The sequence below is a fragment of the Nonomuraea jabiensis genome, from assembly GCF_014204795.1.
GTDB classification, from domain to species: domain Bacteria; phylum Actinomycetota; class Actinomycetes; order Streptosporangiales; family Streptosporangiaceae; genus Nonomuraea; species Nonomuraea jabiensis.
The window spans coordinates 11,490,960-11,516,289 of the sequence record NZ_JACHMB010000001.1 but is presented as its reverse complement, the minus strand read 5'-3'; the positions used below and the strand labels follow the sequence as shown (position 1 = coordinate 11,516,289).

21 protein-coding genes are annotated in these 25,330 nt (G+C 70.4%); 13 read left to right on the top strand and 8 right to left on the bottom strand.

Annotation, left to right across the window (positions count from 1 at the left end; translation table 11 throughout):
• Positions 1-162: 162 nt before the first annotated feature.
• Positions 163-1,305 (top strand): sensor histidine kinase, encoded by a 1,143-nt coding sequence (locus tag HD596_RS52610; protein WP_185076951.1) that lies wholly within the window; start codon positions 163-165, stop codon positions 1,303-1,305.
• Entirely contained in the window at positions 1,302-1,907 is a 606-nt protein-coding gene (locus tag HD596_RS52605) for a response regulator transcription factor (protein WP_313046889.1), read from the top strand. Before HD596_RS52610 ends, HD596_RS52605 begins: the two co-directional genes overlap by 4 nt.
• A 3-nt stretch (positions 1,908-1,910) precedes the next feature.
• On the opposite strand, the gene HD596_RS52600 is transcribed toward HD596_RS52605, so the two are convergent.
• Positions 1,911-3,188: an aminotransferase class V-fold PLP-dependent enzyme gene (locus HD596_RS52600; RefSeq protein ID WP_221520014.1), complete on the bottom strand. Its 1,278-nt coding sequence runs from the start codon at positions 3,186-3,188 to the stop codon at positions 1,911-1,913.
• A 48-nt stretch (positions 3,189-3,236) separates the two neighbouring features.
• Positions 3,237-4,259, bottom strand: coding sequence for an EAL domain-containing protein (locus tag HD596_RS52595; protein WP_313046887.1), 1,023 nt, complete (start codon positions 4,257-4,259; stop codon positions 3,237-3,239).
• 127 nt (positions 4,260-4,386) lie between these two features.
• Between HD596_RS52595 and HD596_RS52590 the strand changes: the two genes are divergently transcribed.
• From HD596_RS52590 to HD596_RS52545, 10 genes are all read left to right on the top strand, one after another.
• A complete protein-coding gene (locus tag HD596_RS52590; protein WP_185076949.1) occupies positions 4,387-5,043 on the top strand; it encodes an acVLRF1 family peptidyl-tRNA hydrolase in 657 nt (218 codons plus the stop codon).
• Between the two features lie 323 nt (positions 5,044-5,366).
• Positions 5,367-6,386, top strand: coding sequence for a LacI family DNA-binding transcriptional regulator (locus tag HD596_RS52585; protein WP_185076948.1), 1,020 nt, complete (start codon positions 5,367-5,369; stop codon positions 6,384-6,386).
• Positions 6,387-6,491: 105 nt separating this feature from the next.
• Positions 6,492-7,148: a DUF1961 family protein gene (locus HD596_RS52580; protein WP_185076947.1), complete on the top strand. Its 657-nt coding sequence runs from the start codon at positions 6,492-6,494 to the stop codon at positions 7,146-7,148.
• A 123-nt stretch (positions 7,149-7,271) separates the two neighbouring features.
• Positions 7,272-7,901 (top strand): YesL family protein, encoded by a 630-nt coding sequence (locus tag HD596_RS52575; protein WP_246555458.1) that lies wholly within the window; start codon positions 7,272-7,274, stop codon positions 7,899-7,901.
• Between the two features lie 113 nt (positions 7,902-8,014).
• Entirely contained in the window at positions 8,015-9,460 is a 1,446-nt protein-coding gene (locus tag HD596_RS52570; RefSeq protein WP_246555457.1) for an extracellular solute-binding protein, read from the top strand.
• Between the two features lie 59 nt (positions 9,461-9,519).
• Entirely contained in the window at positions 9,520-10,494 is a 975-nt protein-coding gene (locus HD596_RS52565) for an ABC transporter permease (protein WP_313046882.1), read from the top strand.
• Between the two features lie 13 nt (positions 10,495-10,507).
• Positions 10,508-11,383, top strand: coding sequence for a carbohydrate ABC transporter permease (locus HD596_RS52560; RefSeq protein ID WP_185076945.1), 876 nt, complete (start codon positions 10,508-10,510; stop codon positions 11,381-11,383).
• Positions 11,380-11,997: a rhamnogalacturonan acetylesterase gene (locus HD596_RS52555; RefSeq protein ID WP_185076944.1), complete on the top strand. Its 618-nt coding sequence runs from the start codon at positions 11,380-11,382 to the stop codon at positions 11,995-11,997. Before HD596_RS52560 ends, HD596_RS52555 begins: the two co-directional genes overlap by 4 nt.
• Entirely contained in the window at positions 11,997-14,603 is a 2,607-nt protein-coding gene (locus HD596_RS52550) for an exo-rhamnogalacturonan lyase family protein (protein ID WP_185076943.1), read from the top strand. Before HD596_RS52555 ends, HD596_RS52550 begins: the two co-directional genes overlap by 1 nt.
• Positions 14,604-14,714: 111 nt before the next feature.
• A complete protein-coding gene (locus HD596_RS52545; RefSeq protein ID WP_313046879.1) occupies positions 14,715-17,015 on the top strand; it encodes an ATP-binding cassette domain-containing protein in 2,301 nt (766 codons plus the stop codon).
• Positions 17,016-17,049: 34 nt separating this feature from the next.
• On the opposite strand, the gene HD596_RS52540 is transcribed toward HD596_RS52545, so the two are convergent.
• Together HD596_RS52540 and HD596_RS52535 are read right to left on the bottom strand one after the other, a co-directional pair.
• Positions 17,050-17,919 (bottom strand): hypothetical protein, encoded by an 870-nt coding sequence (locus HD596_RS52540; protein ID WP_185076941.1) that lies wholly within the window; start codon positions 17,917-17,919, stop codon positions 17,050-17,052.
• A gap of 33 nt (positions 17,920-17,952) precedes the next feature.
• Positions 17,953-18,846: a S66 peptidase family protein gene (locus HD596_RS52535; protein ID WP_185076940.1), complete on the bottom strand. Its 894-nt coding sequence runs from the start codon at positions 18,844-18,846 to the stop codon at positions 17,953-17,955.
• A gap of 58 nt (positions 18,847-18,904) precedes the next feature.
• Between HD596_RS52535 and HD596_RS52530 the strand changes: the two genes are divergently transcribed.
• Entirely contained in the window at positions 18,905-19,789 is an 885-nt protein-coding gene (locus HD596_RS52530) for a sulfotransferase family protein (protein WP_185076939.1), read from the top strand.
• Here the strand turns inward: HD596_RS52530 and HD596_RS52525 are convergent.
• The 4 genes from HD596_RS52525 to HD596_RS52510 all read right to left on the bottom strand — a co-directional run bounded on the left by HD596_RS52525 (position 19,761) and on the right by HD596_RS52510 (position 25,143).
• Positions 19,761-21,647 (bottom strand): ABC transporter ATP-binding protein, encoded by a 1,887-nt coding sequence (locus HD596_RS52525; protein ID WP_185076938.1) that lies wholly within the window; start codon positions 21,645-21,647, stop codon positions 19,761-19,763. The two genes, HD596_RS52530 and HD596_RS52525, sit on opposite strands and share 29 nt — an antisense overlap.
• A gap of 601 nt (positions 21,648-22,248) precedes the next feature.
• Positions 22,249-23,064 carry an enoyl-CoA hydratase/isomerase family protein gene (locus tag HD596_RS52520; protein ID WP_185079274.1) on the bottom strand — a complete coding sequence of 272 codons (816 nt, stop codon included), beginning with the start codon at positions 23,062-23,064 and terminating at the stop codon, positions 22,249-22,251.
• A 151-nt stretch (positions 23,065-23,215) separates the two neighbouring features.
• On the bottom strand, positions 23,216-23,431 hold the full coding sequence (locus HD596_RS52515; protein WP_020547488.1) for a helix-turn-helix domain-containing protein: 216 nt from the start codon (positions 23,429-23,431) through the stop codon (positions 23,216-23,218).
• A 113-nt stretch (positions 23,432-23,544) separates the two neighbouring features.
• Positions 23,545-25,143 (bottom strand): ABC-F family ATP-binding cassette domain-containing protein, encoded by a 1,599-nt coding sequence (locus HD596_RS52510; RefSeq protein ID WP_185076937.1) that lies wholly within the window; start codon positions 25,141-25,143, stop codon positions 23,545-23,547.
• Between the last annotated feature and the right edge of the window lie 187 nt (positions 25,144-25,330).

The following is a 25,330-nucleotide window of genomic DNA, read 5'->3' as shown; positions in this document are numbered from 1 at the left end:
CTCCTTGAGGTCTTACACCAGCTCCACAGGCGTTTCACCGCTCCGCCGGCCCGGCGGCGAGGATCTTGCGGATCGTGCGAGAGACGACTTGGTTATCGCCGCCTCACGCACTGTAACGGAACGCGGGGCGTCGCGCCGCGTTTCCTCGTCCAAGGAGTCTCGATGAGCTTCGCCGAGAGGATGACCTTCGGGGACGCCGAGGGCAAGCCGTCGCGCAAGCGGCGGCTGCTCGGCATCTCCGTCGGCCTGGTCTACCTGGTCTTCCCCGTCAGCGACATCGTGGGCGGCACCCTGACGGGCGCCCGGGCGGTGTGGGCGGCGGTGCTGCTCATCGCGTTCGTCGCGTCCTTCCTCGCGACGGTGCTGATCAACAAGGGCATGTTCGATCGCAGCCGCCTGTCCTATCCGCTGCTCGCCGTGACCAGCGTGCTCGGCGTGGTGGGCGCCATCGCCTTCGGCGGTTCGTGGCTGAGCCTGCCGGTCTACACCGTCGTGCTGTACGGGTTCACGCTGCCGGCCGCGTGGGCCATCATGGCCGTGATCGCCCAGCTGGCCGTGGTCGTCGGCGCCGGCCTGGTCAACCACGACGACGCCGACACGATCATCGTGCTGGGCCTGCAGGTGCTGACGCTCGGCGTGCTGTTCATCAGCGTGCGCAACACCAGGGCGCTGAGCGTCAAGCTGCGCCTGGCCCAGGACGAGGTGGCCCGGCTGGCGGCCACGGAGGAGCGGCTGCGCATCGCCCGCGACCTGCACGACCTGCTCGGGCACAGCCTGTCGTTGATCGTGCTCAAGAGCGAGCTGGCCGGACGGCTGTCCGAGGACTCTTCGCAGGTGCACAGGGAGATCGCCGACATCGAGACCGTCGCCAGGAAGGCCCTGACGGAGGTGCGGGAGGCCGTCACCGGCTACCGCCAGCGCAGCCTGCCCGAGGAGCTCGACAACGCCAGGGCCGTGTTACGGGCGGCGGGCGTGGCGGCCGAGGTGCGGGTCTCGGGGACGCCGCTGCCCGAACTGCTCGACGGGCTGTTCGGCTGGTCCGTACGCGAGGGCGTCACCAACGTGGTGCGCCACGCGCGGGCCACCCGGTGCGAGATCAAGGTGACGTTCGACGCCGGACACGCCACCCTGGAGATCATGGACAACGGAACGGGCGGCGGCGGGCCGTACGAGATGGGCAGCGGGCTGAGCGGGCTCAACGAGCGGGTGGCGGGCGCGGGCGGCACCGTGGAGGCGGGCCCCGCGCGGGGCGGCGGCCACCGCCTGCGGGTGCTGGTGCCGGTCGGCGAGGAGGCGTGCGCGTGATCCGCGTGATGCTGGCGGAGGACCAGGGCATGGTACGCGGCGCGCTGGCGTCCCTGCTGGGCCTGGAGCCCGACATCGAGGTGGCCGGCGAGGCCGCCGACGGGGAGGAGGCGGTCGCCGTCGCCGCCGAGGTCCGGCCCGACATCGCGCTGCTGGACATCGAGATGCCCGGCATGGACGGCCTGGCAGCCTGCGCGAGCATCACGCGGCAGGTGCCCGGGTGCCGGGTGATGATCCTGACCACGTTCGGGCGGCCCGGCTACCTGCGCACCGCCATGGAGGCCGGGGCCTCGGCGTTCCTGGTGAAGGACAGCCCGGCCAGGGAGCTGGCCGCGGCCATCCGGCGGGTGCACGCGGGGGAGCGGGTGATCGACCCCGGGCTCGCCGCGGCGGCCCTCAGCGCCGGGCCGAACCCGCTGTCGGCGCGGGAGCGGGACGTGCTGGCGGCGGCGGTGGACGGCTCCACGATCGGCGACATCGCCGGCAAGCTGCACCTGTCGGAGGGGACCGTACGCAACTACCTGTCCTCGGCCATCCAGAAGACGCACGCCCGCAACCGCATCGAGGCGGTGCAGCGGGCCAAGGCGCAGGGCTGGCTCTGACGCTCAGCGGAGCCCGGCCACCGCCTTGACCGCCTGGTCCACCTGCTCGGGGGTGGTCACGATGCTGGTGCCGAAGCGCAGCAGCGGCGGGTCGTACGGCGTCACGCTCGCGATCACCTTGCTGGCGTGCAGCCGGTCGACGGCCTCCATCGGCGCCATCCCCTCGATCGAGCAGCACACGAGGCCCGCCGACAGCTCGGGCGCCCGCGGCGTGGCCAGCGTGACGTGCCGGATCCCGGTCAGGCCGTCCTTGAGCCTGGTGGCCAGCTCCTGCGTGCGCCCCCGCACGCGGTCCTTGCCGATCGCCGTCATGAAGGCGAACGCCTGCGGCATCGCCCACCGGTGTTCGAACGCCTTGAACCCGCCCGGCGTGACCAGCTCCGCCGTGCTCGCCCCCGGGGTGGAGCCGCCCTGCCACGCCTGGAACGACGCCCCGCTGAAGCTGGCGATGATCGGGGAGACCGCGTCCCAGGCCCTGCCCCACACGATGCCGGTGCCGCGCGGCCCGAACAGCCACTTGTGCGTGCCGCTGGCCAGGAAGTCGCAGCCCAGGTCGCCGACGCCGTCGGCCATCGCGCCGAACCCGTGCACGCCGTCCACGCACAGCAGCGCCCTGTCGTGCTCGTCGCGGCCCCTGTTCGCCTCGGCGAGCATGTCGGCGATGGCGCGGACGGGCACGCGCACGCCGGTGCTCGAATGCACCCAGGTGACCGCGACCACCCTGGTACGCGGCCCGAGCCCCGCCTTGATCGCCGCCACCATCCGGCCGGCGTCGGCGCGGGCCGGGTCGTCGTACAGCCTGACCTTGCGCACCTTCGCGCCCGTGCGCTCGGCCAGCAGCCGCAGCCCCTCATGGGTGGCGAGGAAGTCGTGCTCGGTGGTCAGCACGTCCTGGCCGGGGCGCAGCCTGAGGCCGGAGTAGAGCAGGGCCAGGCCCATCGTGGTGCTGTCGGTCAGCGCGACCTCCTCCGGCCTGCCGCCCAGATAGCGGGCCGCGGCCTCGCGTACCGCCTGGTCGGGCGCCTGCGCGCCGGGCGGCGTGTACTCGGGGTCGGCGTCCAGCGCGTCACGGTGCCTGGCGATCGCCGCGCGGACCGGGGCCGGGGCGGGCGCCAGCACGAACGCCGCGAACTGCCCGTAGGCCGGGTCCAGCGCGAACTGGGCCCGCACGGACGCCCAGTCGCCAGGGTCGAACTCCGGCTTCGCCGGAGGTTTCGTCGTCGTGCACGCGGCCGTCAGCCCGGCCAGCATCCCCGCCCCGAGCAGGGTTCTCCTGTCCACCCGCATGGCTACTTCCTATCCCGGCAGCCCGCCCGCCACGCAAGAGGTTCAGCTCCTGATCGCGGTGACCTGCCTGATCAGGTCGGAGACGCGGACGATGCCGAGGCAGCGGTTCATCTCGTCGGTGACCACCAGGTCGTCATAGACGCGGGCCGAGTCCCGGCCCGCCGCCTGCATGGCCGCGATCGCCGGGGTCGTCCGCGGCACCGTGCGGGGCGGGTCGGCCAGCCGCTGCGCCGGCTTCGCGCCGTGCAGCGCGTGCCCGTACCGGGCCGCGAACGACAGCAGGAACCGGCTGCGGTCGAGGCTGCCCTTGGGCCGCTGGAACTCGTCCACCAGGATCACGCTGGTGATCGTCGGCTCCTGCCCGAACGCCTTGACCGCCTCCTCCGCCTTGGCCTCCGCGGGCAGCGTCACCGCCGGGATCAGCAGCTCCTGGACGCGCGGGCCGAGCATGACGGAGACCGGCTCGTCGGTGACGGGCAGCGGCACCCGTACCTTGCCGTCGGGGCCCGGGGCGAGCAGCGGGCCGTGCGCCAGCCGCACGCCGAGGCCGCGGGCCACCGCGACCTGCGGCTCGCGTTCGACGCCGGGGGCGAGCACGTGGGCGCCGAGGCCGCGGGCCAGCGTCACCACCGACCGCGCCACCGCGGTCGCGCGGTGGTCCCCCGGGATGCGGGTGACCGTCTCGGGATCGAGGGCCAGCAGGTACGGGCTCGTGTCGGCGACCAGGTCGAGCGCCGCGCCGCTCGTGCCGACGTCGGCGAAGCCGAGCAGGTAGCCGATCGTGCGCAGGCCGTCGAGCCCGACCTTGAGCAGCGGCCGGTCCTGTTCCTGGCACGGTCCAGTGAGCAGCAGGATCGCCTCGCGGGGATGCCTGCCGGCTCTTCGCAGCGCCTCGTGCAGGGGCGCCAGGGCGCCCGCGCCCGCCAGGACGACCCTGACGGGCAGCTCCAGCACCATGGGCAGGGGAGCCGCCCTGAGCGTGCCCGTGGAGTCGACGACGGCCGGCTGGGCGATTACTGCCCCGGTGTCGAGATCCACCATGGGACTGGTGAGCAGGGAGGACACGTACAGATCGTGGTGGAGTCGCGAGCGGGGATGAAGGCCCAACCAGCAGAATTTACCGACATTTCGTTTTCCCTCCGGGGAGTGGCGGCTTGGTCGCGGGGAATCTCATGCAGTTAGCCTTCGGGGCATGAGTGCGCGTCCGGCGAGGGGTGGCGGCCGGTGGGTCACGGTGCCGCCGGAGCGGCTGCATCCGTGGATCGACGGGTTCGCGGGGCGTCACGGGCCCTTCACCGCGACCGGTGACGAACGGGTCGTGCGGCTGCTCGCCGACGACGGGGCCCTGGCCGAGCTGTACGTTCCGTTCCCGCCCATGATGCCGCCGGGGCCGCCGCACGTCACCCGGCTCGTCGCGCACGCCCAGGCCGCGCGGCAGGTGGGGGTGTTCCTGGTGCGGCTCGGGGGCTATGCGGCGGGGGTCTTCTCCGGGGCGTCGCTGGTGGCGTCCAAGGTGGGGTCGCGGCTGGTGCAGGGGCGTACGGCGGCGGGCGGGTGGTCGCAGCAGCGCTTCGCGCGGCGGCGGCGCAACCAGGCGGCGCAGGCGTACGACGACGCGGTGGAGACGGCGGTACGGGTGCTGACGCCGTACCTGGGGGAGCTGGACGGGGTGGTGCTGGGCGGGGACCGCCGGGCCATGGACGCCCTGCGCGCCGACCGGCGGCTCGCGCCCCTGCTGGCGCTGGAGACCGAGCCGTTCCTGGTGGTGCCGGATCCCCGGCTGGCGGTGCTCCGGGACACCCCGGCGTCCTTCCGCGCCACCCGCGTCCGCGTCATCGACCCACCCTGACCCCGCGCCCCGCGCCCGCATACGAGGACGGCGGCGTCCCCTCACGGGGCCCCGTGACCGGTTTGAGAGTTTGAGACGATTCAAAAGAATCTTGAATGCCGCTATGATGCGAGAGTTCGCGGAGGACCGTCATCGGCGGTTCGTCCGTTGTCCCTGCGCCCACGGCGTACCGCGTCCAGCGGATCGTCGCAGGTAGCGGCAGGGCGCATCCATGGTGGACCCGTCACGGCGGCCCGCCGCAGCACCTTCGGTGGGCCGCGTCCAGCGGACCACCGCCAAGTAGCGGATTATGCATTTCAAGCAGCACGGCCTCGTGAGGATCGATGGCGACCAGGAACATCAAGGAGGTCGCGCAGCTGGCGCGCGTCTCGGTGGGCACGGTGAGCAATGTGCTCAACCGCCCCGAGATCGTGTCCCCCGCCACACGCGAACGCGTCTTCGAAGCGATCAAGAAACTGGGCTTCGTCCGCAATGAGGTGGCCCGCCACCTGCGGGTGGGCCGTAGCCGTACGGTCGGCCTCGTCGTGCTCGACGTCTCCAACCCGTTCTTCGTGGACGTGGCCCAGGGCGCCGAGTCGGTGGCCGACGACCACGACTCGATGGTGGTGCTGTGCAACAGCGCCGGCGACCCCGGTCGCGAGCGCCGCCACCTCGACCAGCTCGAACAGCAGCGCGTCATGGGCATACTGATCACCCCGGTGGAGATGGAGAGCCCCTGGCTGGAGGAGCTGGCCGTGCGGGGCACGCCCGTGGTGCTGGTCGACAGCCCCGCGACCGGCCTGCAGTGCTCGGTCGCGGTCGACGACCGGCTCGGCGGCCAGATCGCCGGCGCCCACCTGATCGAGCGGGGGCACCGGCGGATCATGTTCGTCGGCGGGCCGACGTCCATAAGACAGGTGGCCGACCGGCACGCGGGCATCAGCAGCGCCGTCGCCGCGGCCGACGGCGCCGTCGAGCTGCTGACCTCCTCCGCTCCCGCGCTGACCGTCGCGGAGGGCCGGGCCGTCGGGGAGCGCGTCGCCGCGCTGCCCGCCGACGAGCGGCCGACGGCGGCGTTCTGCGCGAACGACATGATGGCGCTGGGTTTCTTACAGGCGATGGCCACGCACGGACTCCGCGTGCCCGAGGATCTGGCCATCATCGGGTACGACGACATCGACTTCGCCGCGGCCGCCGCGGTGCCGCTGTCCTCGATCCGGCAGCCCCGTGAGCTGCTCGGACGTACGGCCATCGACCTGCTGCTCGAAGAGGTCGCCGACCCCGAGCAGCATCGGCACCGGCAGGTCATCTTCCAGCCCGACCTGGTGATCCGGGAGTCGAGCGCGTTCGATCGGCGCGCCTGACCCCGGCGCGTCCATGAACCGTTTCACAGCCGGAGGCCGCGCGCCCGCCGGCCCCGTTCGGCTGCGCGTTCCCGGCGAGCCGAGCGACCCCTTGAAGGAGGTCTTTTGACCGAGCTCTACAGCAACCCCCTGGCCACCCCCGATGACCTGGCAGGATTCCGCCTGGAGGGGGACGGCGCCACCTCGTTCCCCCAGGGACGCCTGCGCCTGGAGAGCCTCAGGCCGCCCTCGGACGGCCAGGCGGCCAACCTGGTGCTCTGGTGTCCCGAGGAGTTCCCCGCCGACGTGCGGATCGAATGGGACTTCTGGCCCGTCCGGGAGCCCGGCCTGGCCATCATGTTCTTCCACGCCCGCGGCAGGAACGGCGCGGACCTGTTCGACCCGGGCCTGGCCCCCCGCACCGGCCCGTACGACCAGTACCACCATGGCGACATCGACGCCTACCACGTCTCCTATTTCCGCCGGATGTGGGCCTCCGAGCGCGCCCTGCACACCTGCAACCTGCGCAAAAGCCACGGCTTCCACCTGGTCGCGCAGGGTCCCGACCCGCTGCCCGCGGTACTGGACGCCGAGGGCCCGTACGCGATGCGCCTCGAGGTCGAGGCCGGGACGATCACGTTCTCGGTCAACGATTTGGTCTCGTTCCGCTGGGCGGACGACGGCTCGATCGGCGGTCCCGCCCTGGCAGGAGGCAAGGTCGGGTTCCGGCAGATGGCCCCGCTGATCGGAGAGTACGCAAATCTCCGGGTGTCTCGTCATTGACTTTGAGTCGATTCAACACTAATTTCGCACCAACCGCCGTTCACTGGCTTGTAACGGGGCAGGAATCGCGGTGCAACAACCCCACCCCCGTATCCGTGCACATGCCACGAGAGGTGGTGCCGGATGAACCATCCCGCCATGTCTATCAGGCTTCAAGCTGCCTGCTCAGAGCTCATCTGGGCGGTCCAGCTGAACCTGATGTGGATCGTCTTCACGCTCGCTGGAGGCGTGATCGGCGGGCTCGGGCCCGCCACCGTCGCCGCGTACACGCTGGCTCGGCGGCGAGCTCGTAATGAATCGTTTCATGGCTGGGCCGAATTCTGGACCGTCTACCGACGGGAGTTCGTCCGGGCCTCGCTGCTGGTCCTGCCTGTGGCGGCGCTGGCCACCGTCCTGGTCGGCAACTACCTGTACTTCGCCGTCCAGGGGCCGGGATCGGGCGCGCTGAGAATAGCGACATTCGCGGCGCTGCTCGTGCTCGCCGCCGTCGGGACGTACATCGGGCCGCTGTACGCGCACTACGAGTTGCCGCTCTGGGGCTACATCCCGAAAGCGTCGCTCCTCGCATTGACCCGGCCGGCCTCCACTGTGCTGTTGCTGTTCGCGCTCTGGGCGATCGCTTACGTGACCGCGACGGTGCCCGTTCTCGCGCCACTGATCAGCGTCGGCGCGTGGATCTATCTCAACACCTGGCTCTGCCTGCGCTTCTTCCAGGAGAACGAGGCGCGCCTGCATTCGAAAGGGAACTCATGAGCGCATCTCGTCGCCGGCTCCTCGCCGGTGTGTTAACGCTATCGGCGGTCCTCACCGCCTCCGCGTGCTCAGGTGGCAGTGAGGGGGGTGAAGCAGACAGTAACACGCTCACCATGATGGTCCCGCTGTTCGGCACCGCCCCGAATCCCAAGGGAGAGATCCAGCAGGCGGTCGAGAAGCTGATCGGCAAGAAGCTCAACATCACGTGGGTGCCCAACGCCGACTACAACGAGAAGACCAACGTCACGCTGGCCTCCAGCGCGCTGCCTGACGTCATGGTCATCCAGGACAACAAGGGCGCGTCGTTCGTCAAGGCCGCGCAGGCCGGAGCGTTCTGGGACCTGACCGACAAGCTCGACAAGTACCCGAACCTGAAGCCCAAGTCGGACCAGGCGTGGCTCAACTCCAAGACCGACGGCAAGAACTACGGCATCTATCGTGTGCGCCCTCTGCTGCGCTCGGCGATCATGATCCGCAAGGACTGGCTCGAGAAGCTCGACCTGAAGCTGCCCGAGACCACCGATGACCTCTACAACATCGCCAAGGCGTTCACCGAGAAGGACCCCGACGGCAACGGCAAGAAGGACACCTACGGCCTGATCCTGCCGAAGTGGCCCGGCGTGAACTTCGCGGCGTCCAGCCCCTACAACGCGATCGACGTCTGGTTCGGCGCCCCGAACAACTACGGGATGCGGGACGGCAAGCTCGTCCCCGAGTTCGACGTCCCCGAGTTCTGGGAGGCCCAGAAGTACATCAAGAAGTTCATCGACGAGGGCCTGACCAACCCCGACTGGGCCACGCTCGACACCGCCAAGTGGGATGACCCGTTCATCCAGGGCAAGGGCGGCATCACCATCGACGTCAACGTCCGCGCGGGCTCGCTGTACGACAAGTTCAAGGAACTGGACGCGGCGACCTACGACAAGAAGGTCGCCATGGCAGGCAACCTCAAGCGGCCCGACGGGAAGAAGTTCTCCCTTCCCTTCACCGGCTTCAACGGCATCGTCGCCATCTCCAAGCAGCGCTTCCGGACCGAGCAGCAGCTCGACGAAGTGCTGAAGGTTCTGGACAAGCTGGCCTCCAAGGAAGGCTCGATCCTGGTCAACAACGGGATCGAGGGCCGTAACTTCAAGGTCGAGGACGGCTTCGCCGCCAAGATCAACGACCAGGACCCGGCGATGAAGACCATCAACAACGACGTGGAGAAGGCGTTCATCCAGCTCGGCATGACCTCCAGCGTCGGCGTGGCCGGTGAGGCCTACGAGTGGAAGCGCCCGAGCAAGGCCGAACAGGAGTGGATGAAGTACCGCGACGAGGTGGCGAAGCTCGACCTGGAGACCGCCGTGCACGACCCGTCGCTGCCGGTCATCTCGCCCACCGCGGTCGAGAAGGGCGCCACGCTCAACCCGATCCCCACCGACGCCCGGATCAAGTACCTGGCGGGTGAGATCTCCGAGGATCAGTTCAAGGCCGAGATCAAGCGCTGGTACGACAGCGGTGGCACCCAGATCCTGGCCGAACTCCAAGACCGCATCGCCAAGGTAGGCAGCGGCGGCTGAGCCGAATCGACCGAGGGGCCCGGGAACGCTCGGGCCCCTCCTCGCGAAAGGAGGCCGCTGTGGCCACCGACTTGGCGCCGCCCGTCACCAAGGCGGCCCCCAAGGGCAAGAGGCGCAGAGGCGGGACAGCGGCCCGTTCGGCGCTGTTGCGCTACCGCTGGCTGTATCTGATGCTCCTGCCCGGTCTGGTCTACTTCGTGGTCTTCAAGTACCTGCCGATGTATGGCCTGACCATCGCCTTCCAGGACTTCGTGCCGTTCCTCGGCTACTCCGACAGCCCCTGGGTCGGCTTCAAGCACTTCGAGGAGCTCTTCACGGGGCCCGACTTCGGGCGTCTGCTGTTCAACACGCTCTTCCTCGCGTTGCTGACGGCGATCTTCGTCTTCCCGGCGCCGATCGTCATCGCGCTGCTGCTGAACGAGCTGCGGCTCAACGTCTACAAGCGCTACGTCCAGTCACTGATCTACATCCCGCACTTCCTGTCCTGGACGATCGTCTTCTCGCTGACGTACATCCTGTTCTCGGTGGACTTCGGCGTGGTCGCGGGATGGATACACGACCTCACCGGTGGCGGCCCCAAGGTCGACTACCTGGCTCAGTCGGAATGGTTCCGGCCGCTGGTCATCCTGCAGCTGCTGTGGAAGACGTCCGGCTGGGGGACGATCATCTATCTGGCCGCGCTGGCCGGTGTGGACCCGCAGTTGTACGAGGCGGCCCGCATGGACGGTGCCGGACGCTTCCGGCAGTTCTGGCACGTCACGCTGCCCGCCATCCGCCCGACGATCGTGGTCATGGCGATCCTCACCTCCGGGAACCTGCTCGACCAGAGCTTCGAGCAGATCTGGCTGCTCACCAACTCGCTCAACCGCTCGGTCGCGGACGTGTTCGACACCTTCGTCTACTACGTCGGCGTCACGCAGGGTGGCTACAGCTACGCCACCGCAGTGGGGCTGTTCAAGGGCGTGGCGGGCGTGGTCCTGATCTTCGGCTCGAACTGGCTGGCCAAGCGCATGGGCCAGCGGGGACTGTTCTAGGGAGCGGGGGATCATGTCGATCAAGCACAACAACACACTCGGCAGCCGGATTTTCGACGCGGCCAACGTCATCCTGCTCGGCGCCCTGGCGCTGATCACGGTTCTGCCGCTGTTCTACGTCCTCGCGGGGTCGTTCGCCACTGAAGGGGAGATCTCGGCGCGGCCGTTCTTCCTGTGGCCGGAGAAGTTCGTCACCAGCACCTACGAGTACATCTTCGCCAACGACACGATGCTGCGGGCACTGATCACCACGATCATCGTGACCGCGGTGGGCACGGTGGTGCAGGTGATGCTGACGTTCACCATGGCCTACCCGCTGGCCAAGCGGTACATGCCGGGGCGGGCCCTGGTGCTGAACATGGTCATCTTCACGCTGGTCTTCGGCGGCGGCATCGTCCCGACCTACCTGGTGGTGCGTGACCTGGGACTGCTGAACAGCTATTGGGCGCTGATCCTGCCGTTGGCGATCAACCCGTTCTACCTCATCATCGTGAAGTCGTTCTTCCAGGAACTGCCGCAGGCGCTGGAGGAGGCGGCGCGCATCGACGGCTGCTCGGAGATCGGCGTCTTCTTCAAGATCGTCCTACCCCTCTCCAAGCCGATCATCGCGACGTTTTCGCTGTTCTACGCCGTGGGCATCTGGAACGACTACATGTCCCCGCTGCTGTACATCAACGACAACCAGAAGTGGACGCTGCAGGTGCTGGTGCGGCAGCTCACGAGCCCCGACGCGGCCAACGCCATCGGAGCCCTGGAGTCGGCCTTCTTCCCCGTCGAGGGCCTGAAGTTCGCGGTCGTGGTCATCGCGACGCTGCCGATCCTGTTCTTCTATCCGTTCCTGCAGAAGCACTTCGCCAAGGGCGTCCTGATCGGGGGCGTCAAGGAGTGACCCGTGCCATCCTCCTGGCCGGTGACTCGACGGTCGCCTCGTGCCCGGCCTGGGAGGCGCCCATGTCCGGGTGGGGGGCGCAGCTCGGCGCGTACGCGGGCGAGCCCGTGCGTAACTTCGCCAAGGGCGGCGCCACCACGGCCAGTCACCGGGCCGAAGGGCTGTGGGCGGCGCTGCTGCGCGAGGTCGCGCCCGGTGACGTGGTCGTGATCCAGTTCGGGCACAACGACCAGAAGGATCCCGCGATCCCGTACCAGGACAACCTGCGCGCCTTCGTCGAGGAGGCGCGCGGGGCGGGGGCGGCGGCGGTGTTGTGCACGCCGGTGCAGCGGCGCAGGTTCGAGGGGGAGCGGCTGGTGCCCACGCACGGCGACTACCCCGACCGGGTGCGGGCGCTGGCCGGGGCCGCGGGCGTGCCGCTGATCGACCTGACCGCCGCCACGACCGAGCTGTACGAGCGGCTCGGCCCCGACGGCTCCAAGGCCCTGTTCACGCACTTCGGGCCGGGGGAGCATCCCCTCTACCCCGACGGGGTGGCCGACGACACCCACTTCAGCTTCCGCGGCGCCGACGAGGTGGCCGCGATCGTCGCCACGCGACTGAAGGAGATTTGATGACGGCACTTCGCTGGCTGGACCGACCGGGCGAGCAGGGGGTGACCTGGGGGGTTCCGTGGCCGCGCGGCGCGGTCGAGCGGGATGCGCCGTTCGCGCTGGCCGATCCGGAGGGCCGCGAGGTGCCCGTGCAGAGCTGGGTGACCGCCACCTGGCCCGACGGCTCGGTCAAGTGGTCGGCGCACGCGATCGGCGCGCGGCCCGCGGCGATGTCGTACCGGATCGAGGCCGGACGCGAGCCCGCCGCGGCGGGCACCATGGTGGGCACCGTGGTGGGCACCCCCGTCACCGTCGCCCGCCGGGACGGCGTGCTGACCGTGAGCACCGGCGTGGTCACCTGGACGATCGAGGAGTCCGGCGGCACGCTGGCCCGCTCGATCTCGCGCGGGAGCCGCGAGATCGCCAGGGACGTGCGCCTGGTCAGCCTCCGCCAGAGCGAGCCCACGCCCGACGACGGCGGCCCCGTGGCCCGCGAACGGGCCACGGGGCAGGTCGAGACGGTCACGGTCGAGCAGGACGGGCCCGTGCGCGCGGTCGTCCGGCTGGAGGGCCGGCACGGCGACTGGCTGCCGTTCACCGTGCGCTTGTACTTCCACGCGGGCGCCGAGCAGGTGCGGATCATGCACACGTTCGTCTGGGACGGCGACCCCGAGCGTGACTTCCTGGCCGGGCTCGGGCTGAGCGCCGACGTGGTCATGCGGGACGAGCCGCACGACCGGCACGTACGCCTGGCCGGCAGCGGCGGCTTCCTCACCGAGGCCGTGCGCGGGCTGACCGGCCTGCGCCGCGACCCCGGCGAGTCCGTACGGCGGGCGCAGGTCGAGGGCCGGCCGGTCGGCGAGATCGCCCCCGAGGTCGCCACCCGGCTGCACCTCATCCCCACCTGGAACGACTACACCCTCGACCAGGGCTCCGCCGACGGCTTCACGCTGCGCAAGCGCACCGCCGAGGGCCACTCCTGGGTGACGATCCCCTCCGGCACCCGCTCGGCCGGCTACGGCTACGTCGGCGGCGCCGGCGGCGGCCTCGGCTTCGGGCTGCGCGACTTCTGGCGCCTGCACCCCACCCGCCTCGACGTCAGGAACGCGGCCACCGACCTGGCCACCGTGACCGCCTGGCTGTGGTCGCCGTCCGCGCCCGCCATGGACCTGCGCTTCTACCACGACGGCATGGGCCAGGACACCTTCACCGAGCAGCTCGAGGGCCTGGAGATCACCTACGAGGACTACGAGCCCGGCTTCGGCGACGCCCACGGCGTGGCGCGCACGCACGAGCTGACCCTGCGCGCCTACGAGGCCACGCCGTCCGCGCAGGACCTGTCCCGGCACGCGATCGCGATGAACCAGCCGGGGCTGCTGGCGGTGTCCCCCGAGCGGATGCGCGAGGCGGGCGTGTTCGGCGTCTGGGAGCTGCCCGACCGCTCGACGCCCGCCCACGCCGAGATCGAGGACCGGCTGGACTTCCTGTTCGACCTGTACGTGCGCGAGCGCGAGCAGCGCAGGTGGTACGGGTTCTGGGACTACGGCGACGTCATGCACACCTACGACCCGGACCGCCACACCTGGCGCTACGACGTGGGCGGCTACGCCTGGGACAACTCCGAGCTCTCGCCCGACCTGTGGCTGTGGCTGCAGTACCTGCGCACGGGCCGGCCGGACGTCTTCCGCTTCGCCGAGTCGATGACCCGCCACACCGGCGAGGTCGACGTCTACCACGCGGGCCGCTGGAAGGGCCTGGGCAGCAGGCACAACGTGCAGCACTGGGGGTGCAGCTGCAAGCAGCTGCGCATCTCCAACGCCGCCTACCGCCGCTTCTACTACTACCTGACCGCCGACGAGCGCACGGGCGACCTGATGGACGAGCTGAGCGTCCCCGAGGAGACGTTCACCGTCATCGACCCCCAGCGCAAGGTGCGCGAGGACGTCTACACGCCGGACCCGTCGGCGCTGTCGGTCGGCCTCGGCACCGACTGGGGATCGCTCGCCGCCGCGTGGCTGACCCGGTGGGAGCGTTACGGCGACGAGCGGGCCAGGGACCGGTTGCTGGGCACGATGGCCGACATCGGCGCGCTGCCGAACGGCTTCCTGACCGGCGAGGCCCGGCTGGACCTCGCGACCGGGCGGTTCGACACCTCCCCGGACAAGATCTCCGTCTCGCACCTGTCGTCGCTGTTCGGCCTGCCGGAGATGTGCGCCGAGCTGATCGGGCTCGGCCTGGACGTGCCCGGGTTCGAGCAGGCGTGGCTGCAGTACTGCCGCCTCTACCTGGCGCCGCCCGAGCAGCAGGAGGCGGAGGTGGGGGAGCGGCTGAGCGGGATCTCGCTGATCCAGGCGCACAGCAGGCTCACGGCGTACGCGGCCGCGCGCACGGGCGACGCCGGCCTGGCCGCCTGGGCGTGGCGCAAGTTCTTCCTGGACGAGGGGGACCAGCTCAACAGCAACCCGATGCAGCGGGAGAAGGACTGGCGCCTGACCCTGGTGGACGGGCCGCGGGTGCTGTCCCCGGTCCACGAGGCGGCCTTCGTCAGCACCAACGGCGCCGCCCAGTACGGCCTGGCCGCCATCCACAACCTCGCCCTGATCGGAGCGTATCTGAAGGAGTCATAACCGTACCGTATGACGTACGGTACGCTGTACGGAACCCGGAAATGTCGGGGCGGCGCTGTACGCTGTCCCGGCTTTCCCCTATGGCAACAAGTCCGAAGATGGAAGGGTTCCGTGGTTTCCAGCCGCCAGGCCAGCGCCGCTCACCGCGATCACACCGCCGCCGACAGCCACGACCTCATCCAGGTCCGCGGCGCGCGGGAGAACAATCTCAAGGGCGTCTCCCTCGACCTCCCCAAGCGCCGCCTCACCGTCTTCACCGGGGTGTCCGGTTCGGGCAAGTCGTCGCTCGTCTTCGACACGATCGCCGCGGAGTCGCGCCGGCTGATCGACGAGACGTACACCTCGTTCATCCAGTCGTTCATGCCCAGCCTGGCCCGCCCCGACGTGGACGCGCTGCACAACCTGAGCGCGGCCATCATCGTGGACCAGGAGCGCATGGGCGCCAACGCCCGCTCCACCGTGGGCACGGCCACCGACGCGCACACGATGCTGCGGATCATGTTCAGCCGCATCGGCGAGCCCCACGTCGGCGGGGCCGGCGCCTTCAGCTTCAACCTGGCCGAGGGCATGTGCCCCGAGTGCGAGGGCCTGGGCAAGGCGTCCACCATCGACGTCGACGCCCTGGTCGACCGCGAGCTGTCGCTCAACGAAGGGGCGATCAAGGTCCCCGGATTCCCGGTGGACAGCTGGCAGTGGCAGGTCATGGCGGGCTCCGGGCTGTTCGACCCGGCCGTCAAGCTGAAGGACTTCACCCCCGAGCAGTGGGAGGACTTCCTGTACAAGCCCCCCACCAAGCTCAAGTACGGCACCAACAACTTCACCTACGAGGGCCTGGCCAGCAAGGTCAGGCGGACCTACCTGGGCAAGGACCGCGAGTCGATGCAGCCCGCGGCGCGGGCGTTCGCCGACCGGGCGCTCAAGCTCACCCTCTGCCCGTCCTGCGGCGGCTCCCGGCTCAACGAGGCCGCCCGGTCCGCCCGGATCGCCGGCCGCAACATCGCCGAGTGCGCGGCCATGCAGATCAATGACCTGGCCGACTTCGTCCGCGGCATCGACAACCCCGCCGTCGGCCCGGTGCTGGACGGGCTGCGCTCGACGCTGGAGTCCCTCGTCGAGATCGGCCTGGGCTACCTGAGCCTCGACCGCGAGTCGTCCACGCTGTCCGGCGGCGAGGCGCAGCGGGTCAAGATGGTGCGCCACCTCAACTCCAGCCTGACCGACGTCACGTACGTCTTCGACGAGCCCACGGCCGGGCTGCACCCGCACGACATCCAGCGCATGAACAACCTGCTGCTCCAGCTCCGCGACAAGGGCAACACGGTGCTCGTCGTCGAGCACAAGCCGGAGACGATCGCCATCGCCGACCACGTGGTGGACCTCGGCCCCGGCGCGGGCACCGCGGGCGGGAGCCTGTGCTACGCCGGCGACCTCGACGGGCTGCGCGCCTCCGGCACCCTGACCGGCCGCTACCTCGACCACCGGGTGCGCCTGCGCGACGACGTCCGCAAGCCGACCGGCCACCTGTCGATCACGGGCGCCACGCTGCACAACCTCAAGGACGTGAGCGTGGAGGTCCCGCTCGGCGTGCTGACCGTGGTCACCGGCGTGGCCGGGTCGGGCAAGAGCTCTCTCATCCACGGCTACATCGCCGGGCGCGAGGGCGTGGTGGTGGCCGACCAGTCGCCGATCCGCGGCTCGCGCCGGAGCAACCCGGCCACCTACACCGGCCTGCTCGACCCGGTCCGCGCCGCGTTCGCCAAGGCCAACGGCGTCAAGCCCGGCCTGTTCAGCGCCAACTCCGAGGGCGCCTGCCCCGCCTGCAAGGGCATCGGCCTGATCTACACCGACCTGGCCATGATGGCCGGCGTGGCGTCGGTGTGCGAGGAGTGCGAGGGCCGGCGGTTCACGCCGGAGGTGCTGACGTACACGCTGCGCGGCAAGAACATCGGCGAGGTGCTCGACATGCCGGTGGCCGAGGCCCGCGACTTCCTGACCGAGCGGCAGGCCCGCACCATCCTCGACCGCCTGGTGGCCGTCGGGCTCGGCTACGTGGGTCTGGGCCAGCCGCTCACCACGCTGTCGGGCGGCGAGCGGCAGCGGCTCAAGCTGGCCATCAACATGGCCAAGACCGGCACCACGTACGTGCTGGACGAGCCCACCACCGGGCTGCACCTGGCGGACGTGGACCAGCTCCTGGCCCTGCTCGACCGCCTGGTGGAGGACGGCAACACGGTCATCGTGATCGAGCACCACCAGGCCGTCATGGCGCACGCCGACTGGATCATCGACCTCGGGCCCGGCGCCGGTCACGACGGCGGCCAGGTCGTCTTCTCCGGCACCCCCGGCGAGCTGGTCGCCGACGGCACCTCGCTCACCGCGATCCACCTGCGGGACTACGTGAGCAGGCCCTGACCGATCCGCGCTCCTGGCGCCCGCCCCAGGCCGCTCAGACGGCCAGGCGGGCCAGGACGCGGGCGAACTCCGGCGGCGGCGCCACCACGAGCCTGGTCTGCCCCTCCTGGGTGACGATGTCGGCCCTGATGTGCGTCAGCCGTCCCTCGTGCCACCAGTAGACCTGCGAGCTCAGCCCGTCCGTGCGCGCCGCGTGCACCCGCAGCCGCTCGATGGCGCGTACGACGCCGATCCCGTCCACCGGGTGCACGAGCAGCGTGTACGGGTCGGGCAGCACCACGAGCACCCCGTCGGAGGGCACGGGGAGGTAGTCGCCCAGCCACCGCAGATGCGTGGCGGCCGCCGGGGTCATGGCGGTCAGCCGCGTCACCGGCGTGCCGGACAGCAGGATCGTCTCCACCTCCAGCCGCTCCTCGCGGCGGATGTTGGAGACGGCCAGGTCGAGCGCCTTCGCGGTGGCCACGGGCCAGCACCCGGCCTGCTCCGGCCGCACGGGCCGGGAGCCCGCGAACAGCAGCTCCACCAGGTCGGCGTTGAGGTGGCGGCCCACCACGCGGGTCAGGTCGGGCACCGCGTCCACCGCGTCCACGCGGGTGCGCAGCAGCGGGCGGGCCTGCTTCAGGTCGCACACGTCCAGCCGCTCGCCCGCGGTGGCCACGGCGTGCGCGAGGTGCTCGGAGACCAGCATGGGCCAGTCCTCCCTGGCCCGGCGGCCCGCCTCGCGGCGCAACCCGGTGAGCCTGACGACCAGCTCCATGTCGCCCCTGAGCGTCACGGAGCCGCCGTCCCTGGCGAACTCGAAGGAGTATCCGAGGGATTCCGCGACGAGCGAGAGCAGCGAGTCCAGGTCGACATCCTCGACCGGCCGGCGCGAGGGCCGGCGGTCACGCTTGAACAAGCTCACGCGCCGTGTCCCCTTCTGTCGGATTCGTCCCTCCTACCTTGCCTGCCCCTCATCACTGACGATGCCCGCTAGCGAGCACGATTCGGTATCGATAACCCCAAGTCTCCCCAGCCACACGCTCATCTGCGGCGACCCGTGCCCCACCGGCAGCCCCGCCAGGACGGGCACTCCGAGCCGGCCGAGCCGGTCCTCGAGCACCGCGTACGGGTCACCGCAGTCGACCCACGAGCCGAGCGCGATCCCGCGCACCCCGTCGAACGCCCCCGCCTGCAGGAGCTGGGTGAGCATGCGGTCGATCCGGTACGGCTCCTCCCCGATGTCCTCCAGGAACGCGAGCCTGCCCGCGAACGACGGCTGCCACCGGGTCCCGCACATCGAGGCCAGCAGCGACAGGTTGCCCCCGGCGAGCACGCCCTCGGCCCGCCCCGGCACCAGCACCCGCTCGCCCCGGACGGTCTGGGGCGCCCCGAACAGCGCCGCCCGCAGGCTCTCCCACGTGCGCGGCTCGGGCCCCTCCTCGGCCGCCAGCACGTCGCAGGCCGCCATCGGCCCGTGCAGCGTGGGCACGCCCAGCTCGACGGCGAACGCGTTGTGCAGCGCCGTGATGTCGCTCGACCCCAGCAGGACCTTGGGACCGGCCGCCCGCATGGCGTCCCAGTCGAGCAGGTCGAGGAGCCGGCCGGCGCCGTACCCGCCGCGGCAGCAGAACACCGCCGAGACGGCCGGGTCGCACCAGGCGGACTGCAGGTCGGCGGCCCGGGCGGCGTCGTCGCCCGCCAGGTAGTCGAGCGGCTGACGGTCGAGCGCGTGCGCGCCCACCACCACCTTGAGCCCGAGGCCCTCCAGCCGCTCCACGCCGCGTCTGAGCAGCACCGCGTTGGGCGGCCCCGACGGCGAGACGACCGCGACGGTGTCACCGGGTCGCATGGATCAACTCCTCGTTTGGCTCGTACACGTGGCAAACGGTGCCACACTTACCTCTCGTATGCGACTTCCGCCCCACATCCTCGTGGTCAACGGCATCAAGGTCCGCCGGCCGGTCTTCCTGATCGGAGCGCCGCATTCCGGTACGGACCTGCTGGCCCGCGCCCTGAAACGATCCCCCGGCTTCCATGTGACCATGGGCCGCGCGAATGTGGCGCACGTGGTCTACGCCTTCGCCCGCAAGCCGTCCATCGGCCAGACCTCCGGCGCCGTACGCGTCATGCGCGACGCGCTCGCCGAGTCGTGGCAGGTGCTGCCCCGGTCGTGCGGCCAGTGCGCCCAGTCGTGCCGCGAGGCGGGCGGCGTCACGGGGACCGGTCCCTGCGTCTCGGCCGGCGACATCACCAGGTTCGGCGACGGCAGCCCCGACCTGCTCTACAGCGCCCCCGTGCTGCTCCAGGCGTTCCCCGACGCGCGGTTCGTGCAGCTCATCCGCGACGGCAGGGACGTGGTGGCCGGCATGCTCGACGACCCCGCGTGCCTGGCCTGGTTCAAGCCGGTCATGCTGTCGGAGCAGACCGAGTTCCCCAACCCGTTCCTCGGCGTCAACAAGGACGAGCACCTCGATCGGTGGAAGGGCATGCCGGCGGCGGGCAAGAGCGCCCTGCGCTGGCGCAGCGCCGTGCGCATGAGCGCCGAGCTGCGCAGGACGCTGCCGGAGGACCAGCTCCTGACGCTGCGCTACGAGGACCTGATCCACAAGCCGGCGCCGTCGGTCGCCACGCTCGCGGAGTTCGTGGAGACGCGGGTGTCCAAGGTCGTCCTGTACGACACCGGTGTCCCCAAGGTCGGCGCCTGGCGCGCCAAGCTCCGGGGACCCGATCTGGAGCTGGTGGAGAAGGTGGCCAGGGAGGAGCTCATGCGCCTGGGCTACCTGAAGAGGTGAACTGGGTGCGGTAGAGCTCGGCGTAGAGCCCGCCGCGCTCCAGCAGCTCCTCGTGGCGGCCCCGCTCGGCGATGCGGCCCTCGTGGATCACCAGGATCTCGTCGGCCTCCCTGATCGTCGAGAGCCGGTGCGCGATCACCAGCGAGGTGCGGCCCTCCAGCGCCGTCTTCAGCGCCACCTGCACGGCCGCCTCGGACTCCGAGTCGAGGTGGGCGGTGGCCTCGTCGAGCACGACCACGCGCGGCGCCTTGAGCAGCAGCCGGGCCAGCGCGAGGCGCTGCTTCTCGCCGCCCGACAGCCGGTAGCCGCGGTCGCCCACGACGGTGTCGAGCTGGTCGGGCAGGCCCTCCACGAGCTCGCCGATCTGCGCGGCCCTGAGAGCGTCCCAGATCTCCTCGTCGCTCGCCTCCGGCCTGGCATAACGGAGGTTGGCCCCGATCGTGTCATGGAAGAGATGAGCGTCCTGCATGACCACTCCGACGGTGTCGCGCAGGGAGTCGAGGGTGGCGTCGCGCACGTCGAGCCCGTTGATGCGGACCGCGCCCTCGTTGACGTCGTACAGGCGGGACACCAGTGACGTGATGGTCGTCTTGCCCGCGCCCGAGTGGCCGACCAGGGCCACCAGCCGGCCCGGCGCGGCCGTGAACGAGATGCCCTTGAGCACGGGGTAGGACGGGCCGCTGTCCTGCCTGGCGACCGACTCCAGCGAGGCCAGCGAGACCTCCTCGGCGGCCGGGTAGCGGAAGCGCACGTCGTCGAACTCGATCGTGACCGGCCCGCCGGGGATCGGCTGGGCGCCGGGCCGCTCGGCCACCATGGGCTTGAGGTCGAGGATCTCGAAGACGCGGTCGAAGCTCACCAGCGCGGTCATCACGTCGATGTGCACGTTCGACAGGGACGTGAGGGGGCCGTACAGGCGCATCAGGAGGGCGGCCAGGGCCACCAGCGTGCCGAGCTCGAAGACGCCGGAGACGGCCAGCACGCCGCCGATGCCGTACACCAGGGCGGTGGCCAGCGCGGCGACGAGCCCGAGCGCGACCCGGAAGACGGTGCCGTACATGCCGACCGTCACGCCAACGTCGCGCACCCGGGCGGCCCTGCGGCCGAACACCTCCGCGTCGTCCTCCGGGCGGCCGTAGAGCTTGGCCACCATGGCGCCCGCCACGTTGAACCGCTCGGTGGTCACGGAGCTCATCTCGGCGTCGAGCTGCATCTGCTCGCGCGTCAGCGCCGACATGCGCCGCCCGACGAACTTGGCGGGCACGATGAAGATCGGCAGCAGCACCAGCGCGACCAGCGTCACCTGCCACGACAGCGCCAGCATCGCGCCCAGCACCAGGATCAGGCTGACCACGTTGGAGACCACGGACGACAGCGTGCTCGTCAGCGCCCGCTGCGCGCCGATCACGTCGGTGTTGAGCCTGCTGACCAGCGCGCCGGTCTGGGCCCGCATGAAGAACGCCACCGGCATGCGCTGCACGTGGTCGAACACCTCGGTGCGCAGGTCGTAGATCAGCCCTTCGCCGATGCGCGCCGAGAACCACCGCTGCACCAGCGTCAGCCCGGCGTCCACCAGCGCCAGCGCGCCGATCGTCACCGCCAGCCCGACCACGACGCCCGGCCGCCTGGCCAGGATGCCGTCGTCGATGATCGCCTTCATCAGCAGCGGGTTGGCGATCACGATGACCGCGCCCGCCACGACGAGCAGCAGGAACGCGGCAATGTGCGTCCGGTACGGGCTGGCATAGCGCACGATGCGCCGCACGGTGCCGGGCCGCAGCCGCTGCTTGGTCACCGAGCCGTCGCGCCGCAGGGACGCCATAACGTTGGGGCCGAAGCCCCCTCCCATCATCGCCATTCGGGGGATCCCTCCTCCTCCACGGGAGAGAGCACCGCCACCGCGCCCGGCGATTCCCCCGTCCGCTCACCGCGAAACCCCACCGGCGCCGCCTTTCCAACCTACCGCTCACCCGCCCGTCGGGGGCGCTCGCCAGCCCGTCCGGGGCGCTCGCCCGCCCGCGCGTCCGGGACGCTCGCCAGCCCGCGCGTCCGGGACGCTCGCCAGCCGCCGCCGCGGGGGGCCGGGAAGCACGCGGCTTCGCGGGCACCGCACCTCGGCACGCCGGCCACCGCGACTTCGGCGTCGGCCGCCTGCTCGCCGCCGTCGTCACGTCCGTCCTTTGGGGAACATGAGGGTGCGGGTGCGCCCGGATGGGGCGGCGGTGGCGAGCATCCGCTCTCGCGCCTCTTGCCGCGACGGTGGTGGCGGGCGGCCGCCCGAGGCGAATGACCACGGCCCTGCGCCCCGGCCGCGCAACGTTCCCCGCCCGGCAGCCCCGCGGCCCGCTCCTCCGCCTGAGAGCCCGAGCCCGCCACGGCCCCGCGCTTCCGCCCCCGCGGGGACTCTCATCCCGCGAAGGGACGGATGCGACGGCGGTGGCGAGCGGCCGTCCGACGGGTCAGCCGAAGAGGGCCTTGATGCGGGCCGCCTGTTCGAGCCCCTCGGCTGCACACTGCTCCTCCAGGGAGCGGCCCTGCGCCCCCTGGAGGAGTCGCTTCGTCGCGATCGCCGCGTCCCGGTTGACGGCCAGCAGCTGCGCGACCTTGTCTCGTACGGCTTGATCCAGGTCGCCCCGAGCGACCACTTTCTCCGCGAGGCCGATGCGCATGGCCTCGTCCGCGTGCACGGTCCTGGCAGTCAGGCAGATGTCGATCGCCTTGGCCAGGCCCACCAGCTCGACCAGGGGCTTGGTCCCCGTCAGGTCGGGCACCAGGCCCAGTGCGGGCTCTTTCATGCAGAAGGAAACATCATCGGCCACGATCCGCAGGTCGCAGGAGAGCGCGAGCTGGAACCCCGCGCCGATCGCGTGCCCCTGCACTGCGGCGATGGAAACGATCTCCGGGCGGCGCAGCCACAGGAACCCCGCCTGTGCCTGGCTGATGCGCTGCTCGAAGGTTGCGTCGTCGCTCTTGGCCGCCGAGCTGAACGAGCCCTGTCCGGGCACCCCCTCAGGTGTGAACATCCGCAGGTCGATCCCTGCCGAGAAGGACGGTCCCTCACCTTTCACGACGACTACGCGCACCTGCTCGGGCAGGCTCTCGCCGATCCGAGCCAGCGCCGACCATGTCGCGAACGTCTGCGCGTTCCGCTTTTCCGGCCGGTCCAGCGTGATCGTCGCTATCTCACCGTCCACCTCGAGGCGAACTCCGTGCTCCGCCGTGACGGAGACCTCGTCCGCATTCCCCCCGCGCTGTCGCGCCTGCGCTTCCGCCATCGCCCGCTCCCTCCAGTCCTGGTCGCGCAAGGAGTGCGCGCCCAGTGTGCTGACCGTCGCGCCCGAGCTTACAGAATATGATTCTGGCCCGGGCGCGACGGTATGGCTGACTAGGGACGGGCGGCTGCGGTCGCACGTTCCGAGGCGGCCGTCAGCGCTTGGACTTGCCTCGGGTCGCCCCGCCGCGCCCGCGCAGAGTCACACCGGACTCGCTCAGGATGCGGTGGATGAACCCGTAAGACCGACCGGTCGAAGCGGCCAGGGCGCGGATGCTCTCGCCCGCGGCGTAGCGCTTCTTGAGATCGCCGGCCAGTTTTTCCCGGTCGGCCCCGGTGACCCGGGTGCCCTTCTTCAGTGTCTCGGCCACGAGTACCTCCTGTAGTGCCGGACTTCCGCAGCGTTACTCCGCCATGATCAGTCATTTCAGCGGGATCGGCTACCTACTCCACGGGAAAAGATCCGTACCCACTCAAATTAAGATCAGGCAAGTGCCACAAGATCGGAAAATTCGTCGCTCCATGCGTCTTCAGTTCCGTCCGGTAGCAAGATCACCCTATCCGGTGACAGGGCGTCAACGGCACCCTCGTCATGTGTGACTAGGACGATTGCTCCTGAATAGGACCTCAGCGCATTGAGAACCTGCTCGCGGCTGACCGGATCGAGGTTGTTCGTGGGCTCGTCGAGAAGGAGGACGTTGGCGCTCGACAGCACCAGGATCGCCAGCGCCAGCCGGGTCTTCTCGCCACCGGACAGCACCCCCGCGGGCTTGTCGACGTCGTCGCCCGTGAACAGGAACGAGCCGAGCACCTTGCGCAACTCGGTGTCGGTGAACTGGCCCCCGGCCGACTGCATGTTCTCCAGCAGGGTGCGGCCGGGGTCGAGGGTCTCGTGCTCCTGGGCGTAGTAGCCGATCTTGAGGCCGTGGCCGGGCCGGATCTCGCCCGTGTCGGGGGTCTCGATGCCGCCGAGCAGGCGCAGCAGCGTGGTCTTGCCGGCGCCGTTCAGGCCGAGGATGACGACCCTGTGACCTCGGTCGATGGCCACGCTGACGTCGGTGAAGACCTCCAGCGAGCCGTACGACTTGGACAGCCCCTCGGCCGTGAGGGGGGTGCGCCCGCACGGCTGCGGCTCGGGGAAGCGCAACCGCGCCACTTTGTCGCTTTTACGCTCTTCCTCGGTGCCCGACAGCAACCGGTGCGCACGCCGCATCATGTCCTGCGCGGCCTTGGCCTTGGTGGCCTTGGCGCGCATCTTGTCGGCCTGCGCGAGCAGCGCACCTGCCTGTTTCTCGGCGTTGGCGCGCTCGCGCTTCCTGCGCTTCTCGTCGGTCTCGCGCTGGGCGAGGTAGGCCTTCCAGCCGACGTTGTAGTGATCGATCACCGAGCGGTTGGCGTCCAGGTGCAGGACCTTGTTGACCGTCGCTTCAAGAAGACCGACGTCGTGGCTGATGATCACCAAGCCGCCTTGATGCGAACGCAAAAAATCACGAAGCCACCCGATTGAGTCGGCATCTAGGTGGTTTGTCGGCTCGTCGAGAAGGAGAGTTTCCGCCCCGCTGAAAAGAATGCGTGCCAATTCCACGCGCCTGCGCTGACCGCCGGAAAGCGTTTGCAACGGCTGCGACAGCACGCGATCGGGCAGCCCGAGGCTGGAGGCGATGGACGCGGCCTCCGACTCGGCCGCGTAGCCGCCCAGCACGTGCATCTGGTCCTCGAGCCTGCCGTACTTCCTGACGGCCTTCTCCCGGGTGCGGTCGTCGGCGGAGGACATGCCGAGCTCGGCCTCGCGGAGCTTGCGCAGGACCTCGTCGAGACCTCGCGCGGACAGGATCCGGTCGCGGGCGAGCACCTCCAGGTCGCCGGTGCGCGGGTCCTGGGGGAGGTAGCCGACGCTGCCGCTGGTGGTGACGGTGCCGGCGGCGGGCAGGCCCTCGCCCGCCAGCACCTTGGTGAGGGTGGTCTTGCCGGCGCCGTTGCGCCCGACGAGCCCTATCTTGTCGCCCGGGTTGACCCGGAACGAAGCTTTTTCGATAAGCAGCCGCGCGCCCGCGCGCAGCTCAATGTCACTGGCGATGATCATGTTGGCGGAACACTCCCGAGCTAGGAAACGGAGGATTGGGCGTGCGACGCCAGATCAATCGGGAGTATGCATACGGATCAGTGTAGGCTGTTCGGGCCCACGCGTCGGCAGGTTAACCGTCGCCAGGGGCAGGGCGCCTGATCGCGAAGGCTTCGTCCCGCGCTCATCTCGTGTACGCCCCGCCGTC